This is a genomic window from Bradyrhizobium sp. WBAH42 (assembly GCF_024585265.1).
Taxonomy (GTDB): Bacteria; Pseudomonadota; Alphaproteobacteria; order Rhizobiales; family Xanthobacteraceae; genus Bradyrhizobium.
In genome coordinates this window covers 4,533,689-4,552,729 of sequence record NZ_CP036533.1, presented here as the reverse complement: position 1 = coordinate 4,552,729, position 19,041 = coordinate 4,533,689, and the positions used below count along the sequence as shown (strand labels likewise).

Annotated in this window: 14 protein-coding genes; 9 read left to right on the top strand and 5 right to left on the bottom strand. The window is 56.4% G+C overall.

All coding sequences use genetic code 11. From position 1 onward, the window contains the following. Positions 1 to 58: 58 nt before the first annotated feature. On the top strand, positions 59 to 625 hold the full coding sequence (locus DCG74_RS21050) for an invasion associated locus B family protein (protein ID WP_172786308.1): 567 nt from the start codon (positions 59 to 61) through the stop codon (positions 623 to 625). Positions 626 to 635: 10 nt separating this feature from the next. Here the strand turns inward: DCG74_RS21050 and DCG74_RS21045 are convergent, their stop codons facing one another. Then, on the bottom strand, positions 636 to 998 hold the full coding sequence (locus tag DCG74_RS21045) for a DUF1428 domain-containing protein (protein WP_172786307.1): 363 nt from the start codon (positions 996 to 998) through the stop codon (positions 636 to 638). Between the two features lie 270 nt (positions 999 to 1,268). Here DCG74_RS21045 and DCG74_RS21040 point away from each other — a divergent pair, with 270 nt between their 5' ends. The 8 genes from DCG74_RS21040 (at position 1,269) to DCG74_RS21005 (ending at position 10,866) form a co-directional block, all read left to right on the top strand. Next, positions 1,269 to 2,657 carry a tyrosine-type recombinase/integrase gene (locus tag DCG74_RS21040; protein WP_172786306.1) on the top strand — a complete coding sequence of 463 codons (1,389 nt, stop codon included), beginning with the start codon at positions 1,269 to 1,271 and terminating at the stop codon, positions 2,655 to 2,657. A gap of 102 nt (positions 2,658 to 2,759) precedes the next feature. Then, a complete protein-coding gene (locus DCG74_RS21035; protein WP_172786305.1) occupies positions 2,760 to 4,883 on the top strand; it encodes a DEAD/DEAH box helicase in 2,124 nt (707 codons plus the stop codon). Further along, positions 4,870 to 5,577 carry a DUF2290 domain-containing protein gene (locus DCG74_RS21030; protein WP_172786304.1) on the top strand — a complete coding sequence of 236 codons (708 nt, stop codon included), beginning with the start codon at positions 4,870 to 4,872 and terminating at the stop codon, positions 5,575 to 5,577. The genes DCG74_RS21035 and DCG74_RS21030 overlap by 14 nt, the downstream gene beginning before the upstream one ends. 550 nt (positions 5,578 to 6,127) lie before the next feature. Continuing rightward, complete coding sequence (locus DCG74_RS21025; protein ID WP_172786303.1) at positions 6,128 to 6,772, top strand: AbiV family abortive infection protein; 645 nt, start codon at positions 6,128 to 6,130, stop codon at positions 6,770 to 6,772. Between the two features lie 657 nt (positions 6,773 to 7,429). Next, complete coding sequence (locus DCG74_RS21020) at positions 7,430 to 8,143, top strand: recombinase family protein (RefSeq protein WP_172786506.1); 714 nt, start codon at positions 7,430 to 7,432, stop codon at positions 8,141 to 8,143. Positions 8,144 to 8,251: 108 nt separating this feature from the next. Next, the gene (locus tag DCG74_RS21015) at positions 8,252 to 8,770 is read left to right on the top strand and encodes a hypothetical protein (protein WP_172786302.1); all 519 of its coding nucleotides are present in this window, start codon (positions 8,252 to 8,254) and stop codon (positions 8,768 to 8,770) included. Between the two features lie 211 nt (positions 8,771 to 8,981). Beyond that, positions 8,982 to 9,482, top strand: coding sequence for a hypothetical protein (locus DCG74_RS21010; protein ID WP_172786301.1), 501 nt, complete (start codon positions 8,982 to 8,984; stop codon positions 9,480 to 9,482). Positions 9,483 to 10,110: 628 nt separating this feature from the next. Next, complete coding sequence (locus DCG74_RS21005) at positions 10,111 to 10,866, top strand: hypothetical protein (RefSeq protein ID WP_172786300.1); 756 nt, start codon at positions 10,111 to 10,113, stop codon at positions 10,864 to 10,866. 1,008 nt (positions 10,867 to 11,874) lie between these two features. Here DCG74_RS21005 and DCG74_RS21000 read toward each other — a convergent pair. Genes DCG74_RS21000 through hsdR form a run of 4 tightly spaced genes read right to left on the bottom strand, consistent with a single transcriptional unit; the run spans position 11,875 to position 18,854 of the window. Beyond that, entirely contained in the window at positions 11,875 to 13,290 is a 1,416-nt protein-coding gene (locus tag DCG74_RS21000; RefSeq protein WP_172786299.1) for a restriction endonuclease subunit S, read from the bottom strand. Then, positions 13,287 to 14,774 (bottom strand): N-6 DNA methylase, encoded by a 1,488-nt coding sequence (locus DCG74_RS20995; RefSeq protein ID WP_172786298.1) that lies wholly within the window; start codon positions 14,772 to 14,774, stop codon positions 13,287 to 13,289. Before DCG74_RS20995 ends, DCG74_RS21000 begins: the two co-directional genes overlap by 4 nt. Before the next feature lies 1 nt (position 14,775). After that, positions 14,776 to 15,366 (bottom strand): hypothetical protein, encoded by a 591-nt coding sequence (locus tag DCG74_RS20990; RefSeq protein ID WP_246708870.1) that lies wholly within the window; start codon positions 15,364 to 15,366, stop codon positions 14,776 to 14,778. Continuing rightward, complete coding sequence (gene hsdR / locus DCG74_RS20985) at positions 15,363 to 18,854, bottom strand: type I restriction-modification system endonuclease (RefSeq protein ID WP_257187363.1); 3,492 nt, start codon at positions 18,852 to 18,854, stop codon at positions 15,363 to 15,365. The genes DCG74_RS20990 and hsdR overlap by 4 nt, the downstream gene beginning before the upstream one ends. Positions 18,855 to 19,041: the final 187 nt, after the last annotated feature.

Genomic DNA, 19,041 nt, shown 5'->3' with positions numbered 1-19,041 from the left:
TTGCGCCGCGCCTGCCGCGACGCTACAGCGAGACCCCTGTTCGCAAATGCGGTTTCCCATGCCTATGCAATCCAGACTTGTCGCCCTTGCCGCTGTGGTCCTGTTGTCCGCAGGCGTCGCACATGCCCAGCAGGGCGCCAAGAAGAACGCCGCGCCCGCCCCGGCCGCGCAGCCCGCGCCCGCCCCGACGCAGGCGCAGGCTGACGGGTCTTCCGGACAGCCCGGTTGGATCGTCCGCTGCACCAGCGCAAGTCGTGACGCGGCGCTCGAATGTGCGATGGAGCAGAACGCGGTGCTGACCAAGACCGGCCAGACCGTCGTCCTGATCAACATCCGCATCGCGCCCGACACCCGCACGCCGATCGCGCTATTGCAATTGCCGCTCGGCCTCAACCTTCCCGTCGGGGCCAAGCTCCAGGTCGACGAAGGCAAGATGTTCGACCTCCAGATCCAGACCTGCGAGAACCGCGGCTGCTACGCCTCGACGCCGATGGCACCGGACCTGCTCGCCGCCTTTCGCTCGGGCAAGCAGCTGAAGGTCTCGTTCCAGAACATGGCCAAGGAGACGATCGCGATCCCGATGCCGCTCGGCGATTTCGCGGCCGCTTACGACAAGATCAAGTAGCGGGCGCACCTTACGTCGCGATGTCGCCCGCCCGCAGCAGCGTCGTGAAGCCGCCATAGATCATGCGCTTGCCGTCAAAGGGCATGCCTTCCATTTTTAGCCGCGGATCCGCCATCACCTTCTTGTTGACGGCATCGCGGCTCTCCCGGTCCCGATAAACGATCCAGGCGAACACCACGATCTCGTCTTCCTTCGCCATCACCGCGCGCGGAAACGAGGTGAGCTCGCCATAGGGAACGTCGTCACCGATACATTCGACATAGTCGAGCGCGCCGTGCTCCATCCAGATCGCGCAGGCGGTCGTCGCCAGCGCCTTGTAGGCCTCGATGTTGTCCTTCGGCACGGCGAGAATGAAACCATCGACATAGGGCATTTTGCGGATCTCCTTGGGTTGTCCAGCCCAAGGACGATGGAGCGTGCCGCGATCCGACTTGGACATGCGAATGTCAGGTGAGGCAAACCGCCGCGTGACTGTCTACGCCGGAGCGCTTCGGAATCATGTCCTCTAAAACCGCCCGGAGCTGGCTGGGGAACCTGGACCCTACGCGAGTGCGTCAGGAGGCCTAGAAATACTGCGAAATTAGCTCTATATCAATGCCTGCGTTGGGGGCGACCCGTTGGGGGCACCGCTAGGAACAGGCTAGTGAACGTTAATTTGCGAGCGGAAAAAGGTGGCGGTGATCGGCGCTACCTGACGCAGCCCCGGGGCGAAGGAACGACTTGGTATGCCGTCGCTGAGGTCCCTCGGACGCTACGGCGGGCCGTCGGCAAGAAGCGGCTCCTGAAGTCCCTAGAGACCACGGACCTCCGGGTGGCCCGTATAGCTCGCTGGAACGCCGTCGCGGATCTGAAGTCCGAAATCGCCAAACACCGGACGCCCGGCCCCGAGGATCAAGACCCGCTTCTCCTGGAGGCCATGGCCCTCCGGGAGGAATTCGTCCGGGCCGATGCGGCGCGGCGCAATGACCTCATGTATCAGATCACGGACCGGGCCGAAGAAATCGATCTGGCAACTGGCGGGACCCGGGACGACTACGAGCCTTTTGCAGAGCCCCGGGCGGCCACCAAGCAGGCCTCTCAATTCGTCCAACTAGCGTCCGCAAAGGTGACCCCTGTCGGCCTCTACATCGAACGGTGGCTTGCGGCCTCCACCTATAGCGAGCGCACCAAGGCCGACGCCCGCACGGCACTAGCGCAGTTCAAGGATTGGTGCAGAACGGCCAGCCAAGGTTTCTTCATCGAGACCACGACCGATCGGGTTGCCGCCGATTTCCGTGATGAGGCCTTCGTCAAGGCTGGCGTGCACTTCAAGACGGCCAACAAGAAGCTATCCGCCTTGCGACAATATTGGACGTGGCTAGAGAAGAGCTTCGGCGTGAAGTCGAACCCGTGGATGCGCAAGTCGCTACCCAAGGCCAAGTCACACCGGATCGCCCCGGACGGCCCGATGGGCCCCGAACGTCCATTTACGGATGACGAGATTCGCATCCTTCTCGCAGGCCCGGCAGATTCCGACATGGCCGACGTTATGAGGATTTCAGCCTTGTCGGGAATGCGCCTTGATGAGATCGGACAGCTGCGCGTCGGTGATTGTCGCGATGACACCTTTAGCGTCACTCGCAGCAAGTCTGCCGCTGGGGTTCGCACCATACCGATCCATTCAACGTTGCGGCCGCAGATAGCAAAGCTAATGGGCAGACGCGATGCGTCCGCCTATCTATTTCCCGACTTTCAAGACACCGGCTGGGACGGTAACCGGACCATGGCTCTCTCGAAGAGGTTCACCTACTATCGCAAGAAGCTAGGCGTACACGACAAGAGGCCCGGTGCGAGACGCTCGAAGGTAAATTTCCATAGCTTTAGGCGCTGGTTTGCTACGAAGGCTGAAGATGCCGGACACCGGGAGAACGTTGTTGCCGACATTATGGGCCATGAAAGCGAGGTGGGAATCACCTTTGGACTTTATTCGAACGCCCAGTTAAAGCGCCTAAAGAAAGCGTGCGTAGAATCTGTTAAGCTGCCAGCTTCCTAGTGTCCGGGCCTTAGGCCGATCGGGCCCGGGCGCTCAGCATTTTGCCGAGTCAAATCGGGCTCGCGGTCGCCCCATCAAGAGGCGGCGTTCCTTGGAGGCTCAATGCCAATAGAATTCATTCCGGCTCGCGTAAGCCGCACTCCAAATGGAGCGACCCAACATCTTATAACCCGACTACGCGGCGAGTCCGATGCGCTCGGCTTGGCTGGCGGCATCATGTACTATGGCTGGCCAAAGTTTACTGATTATGACGCCAACCGGCATTACGTCGATCTGGCGATCATTACGCCGAACACTGGCGTCACCTTTGTCCGCGTATTGCCATCGGCTACCCAGAAGCAGGTCCTAGAGGCGACGGAGAGTATTTCTCAGGCAACCGCGACCGCTATGTCGCAACTGATGCGAAGTCCGGTCCTACGAACGCGGGGCAGACAACTAAAAGTCGCAGTGGTTCCGGCGATCTTCGCACCCGGCTTCAATCCGGCAGCACCAACGGATGTGGACACATTTGATTCCGAAAACTCTTTAGTTCGATTTCTAGCAGAGCCCGGCCCTGTTCAGCTTTCTGACGTCGAATACACCGAGGTCCGCTCCATTCTAGAAGGCGCAAAGGCGCTCGTTAGGCCAAACCGGCGCGTTGTTGCAGACCCACAGTCTCAGCAAGCTGCCCAGGCGCTGAGCGCACTTGAAGACGAAATCGCAAGCTTCGACCAACGACAAAGACATGTCGCATTGTCTACGCTCGGGGGCCCCGAAAGAATCCGCGGCCTAGCAGGCTCGGGCAAGACTGTTATTCTTGCGATGAAGGCCGCGTTGGCGCATCTTGATAACCCACAGGCCAATATTCTCATCACTTACTATACCAGGGCCTTAAAAGATCACCTGACGCGACTTGTAACGAGATTCCATCGGCACTTTGGCGAAGGTGAGCCCGATTGGAAGAGAATTCATATCCATCACGGCTGGGGACGAAAGGACCTTCCCGGTGTTCACAGGCAAGCAAGCCTTCGAGCCGGCATTAGCCCAATCACATACACCATCGCCGCGCAAGCGTCTGCAAAAGGACAAAGCGCATTTGACTATGCATGCCGCACGCTACTCGATTCAGCAACTATCGAGCAGTTCTATGATTTGATCCTGATCGACGAAGGTCAGGATTTTCCTAGCAGCTTCTATGAACTTTGCTTTCATCTTGCGAAAGGCAATAGAGACGAGAAGCAGATAGTATGGGCCTATGACGAGCTTCAGAACATATTTGACGTCAAAGTCAGAACGCCCACTGAGCTGTTTGGAACCGACGATGACGGGGAAGCGCGCATTGATCTAGAGCGATCCCTTCCTGCCTATGCCGAGACAAACGATTTCGTTCTACCGAAGTGCTACCGGAATCAACGCAGCGTGCTTGTGTTAGCCCACGCTGCTGGCTTCGGAATCTATGGGCAGCCTGTCCAGATGCTTCAAGACAAGGCCCATTGGGAAGACGTTGGCTACGACGTAAAGAAAGGCAACATGCGGCCCGGCCAAGACATCGTGATTGAGCGGCCCGAGCACAACAGCCCCACGCAATTGCATACGCCGGCCGCTCTCCCGTTAGTCGAGGTGAAGGCGTTTGCAAACGTGAACGAGGAAGTCGCCTATTGCGCCAACGAATTCGCAAACTTTATTAGAGGCGGCCTGCTGCCCGAAGACATGATGGCCATCGCCATCGACGACAGGGCTGCGAAGTTATACTTATCCAAACTCGCTGAAGCCCTTGCAGAACGCGGCATTGCATCGAACAACATGAGCGCTGACCGGTACAGCGAGCCGGCTTTCCTGATAGAGGGAAAATGCACGCTAAGCACTGTCTACAAGGCGAAAGGAAATGAAGCAGCCGTGGTTGCAGTCTTTGGCTGCGACGCCGTGACGCTGCATTCGCGCTCAGGTCGAAATCGGCTGTTCACTGCATTCACTCGCACCAAAGGTTGGCTTCGCATCTCGGGTATCCGACCGACTTTCGATGCTCTGCATACAGAAATCAACAAAGCGCTTTCGCTTTCACCCACCATGCAATTTGTGATGCCCGATCCGGCTGCGATCGAACTGATACAACGCGACTTGTCTGAGAAGGACGCTAGAATTCAGCGAGCGCGTGAAGAGGTGGAGCGACTAAAGGACACCTGGGGCCTTTCGGACGACGACCTCAGGCAAGTATTTCTTGATCGAGGACGCAATGGACGATCGTGAATTTGCGTCGGAGATACGGGCGGCGTGGCAAATCTTTAAATCGCTTGGGCTAGAACGCCTCATCAGCTCCGATTGGTCTCTGCCGGTTGACGAAATCTTCCGAGACGTCGCGCTGGATTCGGATGCGACTTACGACGCCATCTACCGAACTGGTCTTAGTCGATCTCACTACAATATTCTGCTATTCGATTACGCGTACTTTCAGTTCAGCAGAGACAATGATGTAACGTGGAGGTTGGCATTTTTTCCGAATCCGTGGGTTAGCGGCTCCCCGAACGCGGTGGAACGCGTTAGACAATGGGAGGCCCAAGAAGATGATGGTCTTATAGATCACGAAGAGGCCAGCAATTTGATCGCGGAAATGCCTTACATTGGCGCTGTGCCGTGCATTCGGTTCGAGAGCGCTCCGGCACAATATCGAGAGATGGCCCATCCTTCGGCCCACTTCCATATCGGCCGACATGATCAAAACCGGTGGCCATCTACAATACTACTTGGACCCAAGGCCTTCGCGATGATCATTGCCAAGATGTACTACCCAGATTTCTGGGCGAGAAAGAGTCGCTTTCATAACGCTGAAGTCGAGGCGTGCTGCGATCAAACTCTTCTAACGGCCATGGGAGATGCTAGATTCGTTCACGATTTCTCTGCCGTGGAGCAACAGAGCTTCCATTTTGGGAAGAACCTCCGCTGAGACGCCGTCCCGCTGCGTTCCATTCCTTCGCGTTCTTCATTAGAGCAAGTAAGCCCGCATAAGGCTCGTTAATGTGTTCGGACTTGTAGAGGTCTAACTCGCTGTTTTCTAAGAACTTGATATGCACATTATTCCGATGATCCCACAATCGCCGAAGGGCTGTGCATTGGGCGTCCGTGATCCCGTCCCGGCTCTTTGTTTCGTCCAGTCGAGGCTTCAGGTTCAAACTCTTCGCAGCAAACAGTTTGAAGGCAGCCGCGTAGGAATTGCTCTTTCAAGCCTCCAGATTGAGAGTGCCGCCTAGATGGCGGAAGCTGTGAAGGTTGCCCAAACCTATCTTTCCGAGTTTCAAAGGCTTCCCAAAGGCCCCCGGCTATCAACGCTACCTACATCACTCGTAGAGAAGCTGGCCGCGCCCTCCTCGCCAGCCAAGAGGAAGTGCGGCGGTAAAAGAGAACTTTGGAAGACATTGCAGGCGCGGGCAGCCCTCTCTGCAAAGAAGCCGGAGAAGCGAGATGCCGAGAGCATCGTTACCTGATATACCAGGTGCATGGACGAGGTTGTCGAAGAGATAGTCGCGAACGCGCGACGTTTATTGAGCGATGCGAAGCTACTCGCGGCGAATGGCTCGTATCCAACCGCGGTGTCGCTTTCCGTTCTATCTATCGAGGAAAGCGGCAAAGCCTGCTTGGTCAGATGGAAGCGGGGTGGCTACCTGACCCGCGACATTACCAGGGATTTGCGAGCCGGGCATATCCCAAAGCAGCGGATACTCGGGGCTTACCTGTTTGCCAAGGGTGTGTTTGCGGCGACCGACGACGTGGCGGACATTACCCCGGAGGTGGTGCGTAGGGCTTCAGTTGCCGGATACCATGCCGGGGGCCTGATGAGCTTCTATGCCGATAGCGGCGCGCTCGACTTCATGAAGATGACCGGCTTCTACCTCGACGTTGACGAGAACCTAGAACCTATGAGGTGGGCCACTAGCATCCGGCTGCTCGACGCAGAGCAGCATATCAGCGACGCCGAAATGGCGATCGTGATGGCGACTGGCGAAGACCGGCTGCATCGGGCGATGGCGCTTGCCTACGAGCAGATTGGGCAGCTTCATAAGGGACTGAACACCACTGGCAGAAAGTTTCAGGAGAACTTATGGAAGACGATGAAGGAGCTGCAGGAAGGCAAGCTTGAGTAGGTTATCCGATGCCCGACTGCTACGCAGTCTCCCCACGGCCTCCCGCCCTTAGGGCTATAATGCCGCTTGCAGACACGTTGGCGATACGGAGAGTCTGGAGGATGGGCGCCTCACCATCCCAATGAAGCCGAGGAGAATGGAATTCTCAAATTCGCGATAGGTGGCCCGCAACTGGCTCGGACACCATGCCCCGGGAGTGCCCTTCAGTGCCTTCTGACGCCGCCCGCGAACCGCCTAAGTCATTCAATGGACTCACGTGCAGTCGCTGAGTTGTGGTTTTGCAAACCAACGGTCGAGGACGAATTCCCTGATTTCACAGACGTTCCGCAGACCTAGATGATCTGAAGATGCGAGAAGCAATCAGAAAGCCCGGCCGGCATTGCAGGAAGGGTGCCGCATCTCAGAGGTGACCATGTGGCAACAACTCGCCGGTTCCCCCCGTGCCCCCTTCGGAAAGTTGAAATCTTCGTTCAAAGCAAGAACGCAGCCGCTGCTCATCTGCCAATCGCCGTGCGTGCGTGATCGATTATGCCGGTGCGCGTGAGTCAATAAGCCGCATTGATCTTGATTTGTTGGAGGCTCCCAACGTCACTAACAATGGTGGCAACGCTCGTTGGCTAAGTTGTCATGAGTGAGTTCAAGATGGATCGAAGCCCCATGAAGGCAAAGTTCGTAGCCTACTACCGTGTATCCACCCGCAAGCAGGGAGCTTCGGGGTTGGGCATAGAAGCGCAAAGGGCTGCCGTAGCGAACTACCTTGGTGGAGGACCGGCAACGGTCGTTGCAGAATTTACCGAGGTGGAGAGCGGCAGACGTAGCAACAGGCCGGCGCTGGACGCAGCCCTCACTGCGGCACGGGTGCACCGAGCAGCTTTGGTAGTGGCTAAAGTAGATCGCCTCACGCGGTCCGTTGGCTTTCTCGCGCGACTGCTTGAAGCAGGTGTTGACGTCCGGTTTGCAGACCTACCAATGATCGAGGGACCTACAGGCCGGTTCATGCTGCAACAGATGGCAGCGGTTGCCGAGCTAGAGGCTGGGCTAATCTCTTCACGTACCAAGGCGGCGCTCGCCGCAGCAAAGGCTAGAGGTCAACGGCTCGGGGGCAATCGTGGGGGCACACTGTCCGGCAAGGCCAGAGCCAAGGGCAGAGAAGCCCAGGCGATGCTTGCCAAACGTCGAGCGTCTGACCTGGCACCTCTGCTAGCGGAGCTTCAGGCCGCGGGCACTCAATCGCCCTCTGCGATAGCCAAAGCCCTCACCGCACGCGGCATCCCAACAGCGCGAGGCTACACCACGTGGTCAGCGCCCCAAGTCATCCGCATGCGGCAGCGCCTAAGCAAGACGTCAACAGAGCAAACCAACGAAATCTAGCTGTTATATCAATCTGTTGAGTACATTGTCGGCATTTTATGACCCTCTAATATTGCAAAATGCGGCTTCAATATTAGATAATTTAGCGGGCCATAATGAGGTCGAATTATGCAAGTCTCGTACTCTTCAAGCACCGAAAACCTTGGATTTCAAAACACCGTAGTCGCCTTCAAAGTGAACGACGGCGAGCTGGAGGACTTTCGACAAGACGCCAGCGAGCAACTCAGTCTCTATCTTTTCTTCACCATGATAGCGGAGCGCTGTCCGAGCGGCGAACACCTAACTTTCTTCTCCGTTCCCACATCGGCGACAGGCGTGGTGGGGCGCATTGAAGAGTATGAAGCTGACAACTTTTGCAAGAAGCCGAAGACACATCGCGCAGAACTTATCGAACTCAGCAAGGTTCGAAGGTTGAGGGGAATTCAGTGGACGTTTCAGCGCATCTCGGACGAGCTTAAGCGGGCTCTCGACGGCCACATCAAGTTCATACGCACCGGCCGCAGGAAGGATTCTCCTCTGGTACTTAGACCAGGCGACCCCAGAGAGACCCCCTGGATTCGCGACCGGGAGAGCATTGACGATCAAATGAAACGCGCCATGGCCAAGGATCGACGTGGCGATGCCTAAATCACAGCACACTCGGGCATTCTTACGTCGGATTTCTACGCCTAACGATGGTGCCTTTAGGGTTTGTCCCATTCCAGGCTGCGGCCGGCCGCCGCAAGCCCGTGCAGGAAGGGGAGCTTCGCTCATCCACTGCGATCGATGCTGCCGCAGACGAAACCGACACGGCGATCTGATCAAAACGACTTATCGGGCCGCACAGCTGCGTCCCTACATGCAAACCGTGGAGCGTTACATCAAAAGCTTACCAGAAGACGTCGCCTTGAAAACGGCCGAGCGGCGACTTGCGTTGCTTTTGGAATGCGCCGGCCCAACGCAGCGGATAGCTGATCTACCTTACTTACATCCGCGTGTGAAAGCTGAGGCGGCACTGGCGAGAATGCGAAAAGGAGATGTGCCGCCGAGGAAGCTATTGTTAATCTATCTGGCTGTGTCCGCAGCTGTACTTGACGATCCTATTCGCCCTATCGGGGTTCCAGACGAATTCAGGATAACTCAACTAGCCAAGCGGGCTCTCCGCACAGCCTCGGGATATCATGCGGTCTATGGGCCGAATTCCCGATATGATCGCTATCCCCGATCTGCTGGCGTAATGCTTCGCCGTCTGGGCAAGCTGATCGATGAAGCATCCGAGCCCGCGAGTCGGCATCTCGAAAATATTCTTCGCCTCAAACACGAGCTGTTTGGTCCCGCCTCGCTTCCTAACATCATTTGAAGAGGTCACGTTGCAACAGCCTAGACGCTCTATCCGTTCCAAAAAGGCTAACACAAGGCGAGCGCTAACGCGTGATCAGGTGACATCTGCGAGGGTGTCAGAGTTTAAGCCCGCAGTGCTCCTTGAGCCACATACGTTTCGGCCATTCGATCCCTGGCTCACGACAAACCGGCGGTTTCTGCACGTGGTTGCCGAAAATGTGACAGCAAGTTACGAGGAGAGCGCGCCTCGCAAGCGCAGGATGAAGGCGCAAGACCGAGCGAACCTTGAGACAATCATCAAAACATTGCTAGCTAATGTCGCCTTCGGAATCGCTATGGGAAATGATTGCCCAAACATTACAGTTAGTCTCCGTGCACCTAAGCGAAAGATTAGCCGTTATGACCGAAGGGGATTTGCATTACTCCCACGAGTGCTGGAGGGACTCGCCTCTAGAGGTAGCCTGATTGAACTGCGCAAATCTCATCAACGGGGAATAGCGAGTTCTTTCACCCCGGCCACTTCATTGGCTTCGGAAATAAAGCGCTTTCGGCTCGGGCCCGAACACTTCGCGTGGGAGAGAGGGACGGAAACGATTCGATTGAGCGTGAGTCGGCGCAATTTTGCTAGAAAGAGCAAAGACGTTGAATTGATCGACTATGAAGATACTGAAGAAACCGTCGCCTTGCGTGAGGAAATGGAGCGGCTGAACGGCTTTTTGAGAACTGCCAAACTCACCTTCGAGCCTGATGGTGGGTCACCGGTTCTCACGACCCATCGTGATCTCGTTAGACATTTCAAAATGAGCGAGCACGATCAACCGCGATTTGACCTCGGAGGCCGGATGTTTAATGGCTGGTGGCAAGAGCTCCCCTCCAATCGTCGACACGCGATCAGGATCAACGGTGAACCAATTGCTGATTTGGACTTTTCTTCTGCCTTTTTGCGCCTCGCCTTTATCGAGGCTGGCATTGAACCACCCGCTGGCGATCTCTACGCAAGAATTCCTAAAATCGATGCAGGGCTATACCGCGATGGCATTAAACAAATCGTCAGTGCGATGCTCTTCAGAGAAACGCCTCTGAGTCGCATTCCATCTGATTTGAAGGACAGGTTGCCGCGCGGCATGAGTGGTGTTGAGATCCGCGACGCAGTGTTGGCAGCGTTCCCGGAGCTGTCCGACGTCTTCGAGACCGGCATTGGCCTTCGCTTAATGTTGCGGGAATCGCAGATCATGCTCCGTAGCTTGCTTCGACTGGCGGAGCTCAATGTCGCCGCCATGAATATGCACGATGGACTAATGGTCCAGCGATCAAAAGCAGATGTCGCAGCCCGCGAGATGACTAATGCCGCTCTGGAAACGGTCGGCACTCCACTGCCTATCGTATTGAAATCGCAGTATTAATTACGACCCTCATTAAGGCCTGGGGGGGCGCCTTGGAGCCCTTCTTTGTGAGCGCCGAAAAGGCACTACAAAGGCACATCTCCGCCGCCTCTAGATCTCTCCTTCGTAGCTGCCTTCAAGGAAGGGAGAGTGATCGCTACCTGCGCCAAGTCCCACCACCGAGTGCCTCGCGCAGGCTCTCCACGCCTTAACCTAGATCGATTGCCAAGGCTGGCGACGCGGCCTTTCTCACGCCCGGGCAGTTGTAGAGGTTAGTTGCCCCCAAGGACCACCTACACAGCCGGCACAATACAGCATGGACCTATAGTCAGCTTAGGTCGTAGAGACCCAAGAAGGCCCACCTCGCCGCTTAAAGACATTGAGGACGAGAGCCGCGACTGTAGCTAGATGGACTTACCTCGAGCATGGTTGAGGTAGAATCCACGGTAGGCAGCGAAGAGATAGTGGCTGGCAGCCCCGAACACTAAGGCCGCAACTAACATTCCGCCTATAAAAAACAGGGCTGCCTGCCACGAAAAGAAACCCGGCCTTGTCGGTGGTCCCGAAATAGTAGATACCGGTCGCAATCCACAGCAGCGAGGCAGTGCGCCCGGCCGCCTCCTTCTTGACCTCAGCGATCGACGATGCTGCAGCGTCCATCATTCCAACTCCCGGGAAGCTCGCCTACGGTGCGCCCCCGCAAGCTTAGTCCTTCTTGACCCCTGGTGATCGGGAAGTTGGAAACCGGGCTAGCCGGCCCTACGACCTTTAGTTCGGGAGAACCTGGACATACGTCGCGGGCACCCCGACCATATCGTCAAGGAGATCGTGTCCATTCCGGCGGACACATACCGCAAGCACGAGGTTTCCAGCGGGGCATTGTCGCGCCCACGCCTTGCTTCAGTGTTGTCGCGCAGGCAGTAAATGGGCAGCGGCCTGCGGTGCTTCTTCGCGGAAACAGGATCGCCTCCAGACCACCGCCGCGAGCCATCAGCCGACCTCCTCGATTCTCGTCCCATCTTATCAATCTTAGAGATCACTCCCGAGCTCGTCGTTGTGGTCCTGCGGCACCAGCTCCCCGCGAAATGCCTTTGCGAGGACAGCTTCGTTTAGGCGGTTGCATAGCTTGCGAGCGCTCGCGGCTTCGTACAAAAGACGATCTATCCATGCGAAGGCTGTTTCGATGCGGTTGATAATTTCAGATTGCTCCGCGAGTGATGAAACAGCAATGGGTGTCGAACGAATTGCACCCATGGAGAGTGAGGGTTGCGCAACGGCTTTCGATGTCGCCAAGAGTAGTTGTCGACCTTGATGATAGCGGAAAAACAGCTCCATAAATCTTGCAGTAATTTCGGACGTTGGCCTGACCATTCCAACATTCGGCCCGAGGAAAAAGGCATCGCTCGGGGGGACCACGGCGACGTTGCCCGTTCCTGCGCCAACGAAAACGACAAGGAGCTCTCCCCCGCTCAAACGCGATCGTTCAAGCTGTTCGACGGTTTCGGATCGAACACGAGAATATGCCGTCGGTCGAAAGCCGTTCGGTCCTGCGTTCTCTGCTTTTAGAACCCTCAAATCTCCGTCCGGATCGTATTGAACATATTTGGTGTATTCGAACCCGGCCAATTTCGTTACAAATCCAACTTCGCCAACCTGTCTCCAACGCCAGCTCTTTGGTATGCTCCACATGCCGCGTCTTTGCTCGGCTGTTGGGGCGGCGATTGCCCTTGGTTTTTTCGGAGTCTTCGTCCTTGCTAAAAGATCTTCTCTGCTAATTTGTGCGTTCGCATCAGGATGGACGTCTCGCCATTCCCGCGTTAGCTCCCCGCGGAACGCCGCAGCCAGGATCGCCTGCTTGTACTTCTCTACCAGCCGAGGGATGTGATCGAGGTGATCGCTAGCACGTCTGGATTTCGCGGACAGGCTCTCGACCTTCGCCACGATCCGGCGTTGCTCGGGCAGAGAAGGGAATGGAAGTGGAATTTCGCAAAGCGTCTTAGACGACAGGTGCTTTACGGTGGTCGAATGCGTTTCACTGTTGATTAATTTCAAGTATCCAGGAAGGACAATTGCGAGAAACGCCTTGAGATATACGTTTTCGTCCGGAGCAATTCGGCAAACTCGCTGGTTCAACAGCGCTCTTCCAGCCATCCAAATACGCGAATTGAAGTCACCATCCATGCCAACAAGCAGGTCGCCGTCTTCAATCCAAAAGCCCTCCTCAACCGGTCCACTGTAGAGGGTCTCGGTCGCTCCGGAAGTCACGTCCCGGATGCGTACAACAGGGACGCCCTGTTGACCGTTGAAAAAAGTGGACTTCCACGGATAACCATTCAGTATTTTTGCTATTTCACCGAGCGGGATTCGCTCCCAATAAGGCGCTTTGCCAAGTAGACCTGATTGTGACTTTTCGACCAGCTCAGAAACAGAGGCGGAGAAACTCATTCGGCGGCCTCTGCAATGTCGCTAAGCCCAGCGCCTTCTGGCTCTAGCTCCTCAGCTAGCGCCTCAATGTCTGCGAGAGCCGCCTTGAGGTGCCCAATGATGGCTGCCGAAATATCATCCGGCTCGGTCAGTTGCTCCTCGGCTTCTGTTTCGGTGTCGCGAAGCCATGAGATATCAAGATTATCATTGCGGGCCGCGATTTGCTCGCGCGTGAAACGACGCCAGCGGCCATCCTCGCCCTGATCCGTGCGCTTTTCGTCGCAGTTCGGATCATCGCCATAAGCCTTCTCGAATTCCGCAAAGTCCTCAACTGTAAGCGGACGGGTCTTCCCGAAAGCTGGCATGTTGGCTCGCAGGTCATAAACCCATACCGCCTTTGTATTGGCTTTATCGGTGGTCCCGCGCTGGAGAAACAGCACGTTAGTCTTGACCCCTTGTGCGTAGAAGATGCCGGTCGGCAGACGCAGGATGGTGTGCAGGTTGCACAGCTCCATCAGCCATGAGCGCAGCCGCCGCCCAGTGTTGTCCTCGAACAGCACGTTGTCCGGGACTACCATCGCGGCCCGACCGCCTGGCTTGAGAGCACGGACAATGTGCTCGACAAAGGCAAGCTGCTTGTTGGACGTGTCGGCGGTGACGGAGAAGTCGGAGCGAGTTGGCCGCCCTCCGCCTTTCTTTGTACCGAACGGAGGGTTGGTCAGGAGAACATCGGCCTTAGGAAGGCGCTCGCCGTCGGGCGAGAGCGTGTCGGCCAATTCCACCCCACCCTCGATACCGTGCAGCAGTAGGTTCATCAGGCAAAGCCGATGTGTGTCCGGGACAAGCTCCGCGCCAACATACGCACTGTGCCGCTGGAAGTGCGCCTTGTCTGGCGGCAGCTTGTAGAGTTCGTCGGTGCAATCCTTTATGTAACGATCTGCCGCCACCAGAAAGCCAGCGGTGCCGGCAGCCGGGTCCTGGATGGTTTCACCCGGTTGCGGCTTCATAAGGCGAACGATGCAGTCGATCAGCGGGCGAGGCGTAAAGTATTGACCGGCGCCGGATTTTTTGTCGGCCGCGTTTTTCTCTAACAGGCCCTCATAAAGGTTGCCCAGGCCTTCCTCCCGAGCCGAAAACCAATCGAGCTGGTCGATACTAGATGTGAGCGACTTGAGGTTTGTTGGCTTGCGTAGCTTTGTCTGAGCGTCTGTGAAAATGGTTCGTACCAGAGCATCCTTCGTGCCGGGCTTGCCGAGGTCAAGTAAGAGTTGCTTGTAGTAGTCGAGCTGATCGAGCCCCTCGCGCTTCGCCAGTTCACCCCAGCGATATTGATTCGGCAGCCGGTCCTCTCGCAGGCCCCCGCTGTGGTCGGGCACCTCGGCGAGCATTTTGAGGAAGAGCAGATAGGTCAGCTCCGTGACGTACTCGTTGTAGGTAACTCCATCATCGCGAAGCACGTGGCATAGCGACCACAGTTTGGCGACAATATCGATTGTGCTAGCCATTCTATTCAACCATGTCTCGCACCACACCCTGAACATTCAGAAGCGCATGCTTGCCAAGAAACTTGATCAAGATCATTTCAATCTTTTCGCACATCGCGGGGTCATCAATTGCGAGAAATGAACCGCGAACAACCAGCGGAGGCTTGAACCAAAAACGGGTTTGATGGTCCTTCACTCTGGCTCGAACGCTCTTCGCCGATTTGCCGACATACACAGGGCGATCGGTGACATCATAAAATACGTACACGCCAGCCTTGTCGGGAATTGTTCCTATGTCGGAGGGAGTGAAATCCGTCCACGTATATCCTGAGATCTCGGACTCTTGCTCTATTTCCTTTTGGACCTCTGTCGGTACCGGCTGATTCAACGCAGCTGATAGCTTCGCCCTTGTTTCGTCCGTTGGATAGACGGTGTTCCCCTTCACGATATTCCAGATTCCCGTATATGAAATCTTGGTTTTAGCTGCGAGTTGCGGGATGGTGAGACCTTGCTTCGTCATCTCGCTGCTTACCCATTCTCCGAAACTCTGCTGCGTTGAAACAGCGGTTTCCTCGGCCTGTGGCATAGCAAGCGCATCGTCCTGATCAGTCATCCGACGTTCCTCCAAAGCTCCTCGTGGATTCCGGTGAGCACAACCTCAAGATCGCCTCCGAATACCTTGTTGAGACGGGTGAACCCGCCGTCCGCGGCGAAGGGCTCTCGATCGATTGCCTCGCGGTCCACCACGATCTCCTTTTCAACCTGTTCCCCGATGCGCTTGAGCCAGCGCTTCTGTGGGTCCGTCCAGGACCGATTCGTCAAGACCTTTTGCATTGCGGCTCTTACACGATCCGCATAAGGGGTCAAAGGATCGCCTAGTGCGGCTTGGCGCACAAATCCGATGATAGAGGCAGCGATATCCTCGTTCTTGGCGTCGGCCCAAGCGCGGCGCAGGTTGGCCTCCGAATATCCTTTGAGGTCGAGTGCCCTTCTTAGCTCCTGCAGATCAGCGCGAGTGAGATCGCGGGGACGTTGCACAACGAGTTTAAGAGCAGCAATCGCGTTGATGTTGTCCCGCACGAACGCCGAGAAGCCGTCAAGAAAGTCTTCGGGCTTTGTCGCTGCGCCATATCCCCGAGTGACCGCGACCACTTCATCGCTGTGGTTCGAAATCGGCATGAATCGGGGAGTACCGCCGTCATTCTGCCAATCCAGAATGGGGCCAATAGCTGCACGGTCTGAGAACCACTCGGACACCTCGGCCGGACTGCTCTGCAGGAGCCGCCTCAAGGTCTGCTCCGGTTCTTCACCGGCAACGGCCTCAAACCTTTCTCGGACATCGGAGGGGAGCTTACCAAGTCGCCGACGAAGTTTCACCGCAAGCTGTTGGCGAATTGTATCGCGGTGGCCATCATCATCTGCCGATATGAGTTCCTTGACCAACTGTTCGAACCCAATGGAGGGGTTGACCACAACCGGTTTCATCTCGGTGAGGTTCTGCAGGTTCGGATAGAGGTCCACGGCGTCAAAGATGCGGAATACGTCCTTGTTAATCTCGGGACATTTCCGGGTGGCTCGGCCGATCATTTGCTCATACAGAATTCGGCTATTCACCCGCCGCAGAAAGACAAGGTTCGTAATTAAGGGCACGTCGATGCCTGTGGTCAACAGGTCCACGGTAACTGCGATCTTCGGGCTGGCATCGTTTCGGAATGAACGGATTAGATTTTGCACCTTATCTACGCTTCCAGTGATTTTCTTGACCGCTGCATCATCTATCTCCCCATAGGCTGCAGCGAACGCGTCCTTAATCTTGGACACCACGATATCAGCATGGGCATCAGTGGCCGCAAAGATTAGCGTCTTGCCGGGAAGCGCAGGATCGATGTGCTTGGCAAGTTCTTCCGCTACCACCCGGTTGAATTCGGGGGTCACCACTTTCTTGTTAAATTGCTCGACCTCGAACCGAATCTCGTCAGGCGCATGAGTGAGGTTTACTTCGCCGGTGCGCGTGTTGAGGACGTCCAACGCTTCACCTTTCTCGAAGAGTATTCCCGCCCGAGCGAGGGCGGTTTCGATCCTTATAGGCGGCTCATGGTCGATGAGGTGCCCCTCGATTACCGCATCCCTGTAGGAGTACTTGAAGATGGGATCACCGAATATTTCTGTGGTGTGAAGGGCTGGCGTAGCGGTCAAACCGATCTTCACTGCATCAAAATACTCTAGGACGCGGCGATACTTGGAAACGTAATCATCCTGACCGCGGAAGCTCAGTTCGGCGTCCGACATTTCGCGGTCGAGCAGATAGCCGCGATGGCATTCGTCGACCACTATAAGATCATACTGGTCGATGGGCGGGGCTTCGGAGCCGTCCGCAGTGTAGAGAACGCGCTTCACTAAGCCCTGAATCGTACAGATATGCACCTTCGTCTCAGTTTCCGGCGCAACATCATCAAGCCCCTTGAGGCCAAAGATGTCCGCAAATGCTTTGCCCGAGACGACCCTAGTCGTAGTGAATTCATCTGCAGCTTGTTTGCCGAGGGCTGACCGGTCCACAACAAAGCAGATGCGCCGGAAGCGCTTGGTGCTCAAAAGTCGATAGAGCATCGCGATGGCAAGTTTGGTCTTGCCTGTGCCGGTAGCCATCGCAACAAGCATTGTGCGCTGTTCAGCCTCCAGTGCTTTCTCCACCGCCTTGATGGCGCTCTCCTGATAATCTCGGAGCGGAAAGCCAAACTCAAAAGGTAACGCCTTGAGCGCCGCAGTCGCCGCGTCTTGGTTGACTTCGAGGAGTCCAGAGAGCCCTTCGGGGGTTGGCCAATCAACGAGGGCGCGACGATGATTGCCAGTGCGGCGCGTATCGCGGAACCAGATGCCGCTCTCGGTCTCGATCTGCTTTAGATACGATCGGCCATTGGCTGCAAAGACGAACGGGACGCAATGATCGGTCCAAGGGCCACCCGCGAACACAAAGTCATGCCCTTCAGTGAAACCGAGCGAGTACCGCTCCGCTTGATCTATCGCAGCGGAAACGTTCTTGCGTCGGCGCTTGGCCTCAACGACCCCAAGTAACGTTAGTCCATTGAACAAAGCGTAGTCAGCGGGGCCGTTCGTTGTAGGCCATTCGGCAATGGCGAGGCTGCGCCCCTTTGTTGGGCGGGAGCCGGCCCCGTAGCGAAGGATTTTTGTATCTGCCTCCCATCCGGCATCGCGGAGTTGTTGATCGATTAATGCGCGTGTGGCCGCTTCGTCGAGATCGATCTTGCGGGCGGCCTCTTCACCTCGGACGATGAGGTCGTGCATCTCAGACTTCGAAGCTTGCTGGGCCGCGGCCTGGATCTCGTCAAGATGGGCCGTATCCGTCGGGGCATCAGCCTCAAGCCGAAATGTAGGCTCCGCAAGGCCTGAGGCGAGGGTCTGTTCATTCAGCGCCGCGAGAAGTTTGAGCTTCTCCGCTTCTGCATCCTGAGCCAATTGCTCCCAAAGCAGCCTGTCCTCAATCTCCTTTTTTGAGCGCTCCTCCGCGTCAGTGCGCGCTTGACGATGCGCCTTGACGTCGGCCAGTGCCTTGGCGGCAGCCTCTTCGGTTTCCGTCACGCGCTTCCGGAGTACTTCAATTTCTCGGCGTAAAGCTATGGCGGGGTCTGGTTCGTCGACCGGTATGACGAAGGGGCCAGGATTGAAGTTCGGTTGCCTTCCGTAGGTACGGTGAAACCAAACACCAAGCTGGCGGGCAAACTTTAAGGCAGCGAGCGCATCGGCGTGAGTGCCAGAAGCCTCGTGAACGGCGCTATTACCTGCCTTGCGGAGTGCATGAAATACGTCGGCAGCTTCCTTTGGAATGATCCGTTCAAAGGAAAGGCGGCGAAGGGTGCCCTCAAAAGTCTCGCGCTCGCCTTCGTAGACTGCGTGACGGGCCGCGATAAGTTTAGCCAACAACTCCGCAAACTGGCGAAGCTTGATGATCGCGGTCGCAGGATCGTAGGAGAAATAGTCCTCAGCCCGCGCCCCAAGCTCTACCAGCTTGACGTCGTGAACGCCCAAAAAACCGAAGTTAATCGAAAGTTGCATCCCCAGCCCTTGCGGCAGGAAGGATTGCACAAGCAAGCATCAAATGCGACCCCGACGATGGATGGCATCTGTGGTCGGCGGGGATACCGGTTCAGCGATGAATGGGACGGTTTAAGGTATTGATTTAATTTACAATCACTTGAGAATGGGTGGCGGGACCTGAGCCAGCCGCCTTCCCGGCGCGGCAGGCCAAATCGATTACAGGCAATCCCACGCC